The sequence below is a fragment of the Shewanella atlantica genome (assembly GCF_003966265.1).
Taxonomy (GTDB): domain Bacteria; phylum Pseudomonadota; class Gammaproteobacteria; order Enterobacterales; family Shewanellaceae; genus Shewanella; species Shewanella atlantica.
The window spans coordinates 1-1,441 of sequence record NZ_RXNV01000038.1; the positions used below are offsets into that span (position 1 = coordinate 1).

Here is a 1,441-nt window from a genome sequence, read left to right on the forward strand (position 1 = left end):
CTAACCTGAAGCTTAGAAGATTTTCCTGGAAGCATGGCATCAACTACTTCAGTCCCTTAGGACCTCGTCATCAACTCTCAGCCTAGTGTGTACCCGGATTTGCCTAAGTACACAGCCTACAGTCTTAAACGCGGACAACCAACGCCGCGCTAGCCTAGCCTTCTCCGTCTCTCCATCGCAGTTAGCAGAAGTACAGGAATATTAACCTGTTTCCCATCGACTACGCCTTTCGGCCTCGCCTTAGGGGTCGACTCACCCTGCCCTGATTAACATTGGACAGGAACCCTTGGTCTTTCGGCGAGGGAGTTTTTCACTCCCTTTATCGTTACTCATGTCAGCATTCGCACTTCTGATACCTCCAGCGTGGGTTACCCCTTCGCCTTCAACGGCTTACAGAACGCTCCTCTACCGCTTGCTAGTAAACTAGCAAACCCATAGCTTCGGTGTATTGCTTAGCCCCGTTAAATCTTCCGCGCAGGCCGACTCGACTAGTGAGCTATTACGCTTTCTTTAAATGATGGCTGCTTCTAAGCCAACATCCTAGCTGTCTAAGCCTTCCCACATCGTTTCCCACTTAGCAATAACTTTGGGACCTTAGCTGATGGTCTGGGTTGTTTCCCTTTTCACGACGGACGTTAGCACCCGCCGTGTGTCTCCCGAGTAGTACTCATTGGTATTCGGAGTTTGCAAAGGGTTGGTAAGTCGGGATGACCCCCTAGCCTTAACAGTGCTCTACCCCCAATGGTATTCGCTCGAGGCGCTACCTAAATAGCTTTCGAGGAGAACCAGATATCTCCCGGTTTGATTGGCCTTTCACCCCCAGCCACAAGTCATCACCGCATTTTTCAACATACGTGTGTTCGGTCCTCCAGTTGATGTTACTCAACCTTCAACCTGCCCATGGCTAGATCACCGGGTTTCGGGTCTACACCTTGCAACTAAACGCGCAGTTAACACTCGGTTTCCCTACGGCTCCGCTATTCGCTTAACCTTGCTACAAAATGTAAGTCGCTGACCCATTATACAAAAGGTACGCAGTCACGGTCTCAAGAACCGCTCCCACTGCTTGTACGTATACGGTTTCAGGTTCTATTTCACTCCCCTCACAGGGGTTCTTTTCGCCTTTCCCTCACGGTACTGGTTCACTATCGGTCAGTCAGGAGTATTTAGCCTTGGAGGATGGTCCCCCCATGTTCAGACAAGATGTCACGTGTCCCGTCCTACTCGTTTTCACGTAAAGTTAGTTTTCATGTACGGGGCTATCACCCTGTGCCGCTGTGCTTTCCAACACATTCCACTAACACCCTCTACGCTTAAGGGCTAATCCCCGTTCGCTCGCCGCTACTAGGGGAATCTCGGTTGATTTCTTTTCCTCCGGGTACTTAGATGTTTCAGTTCCCCGGGTTTGCCTCATTAACCTATGTATTCAGTTAATGATACT

General features: G+C 50.0%; 1 rRNA gene. It reads right to left on the reverse strand.

The features are described 5' to 3' along the window. Positions 1 to 1,441 (reverse strand): 23S ribosomal RNA (locus EKG39_RS23210); the annotation flags it as partial.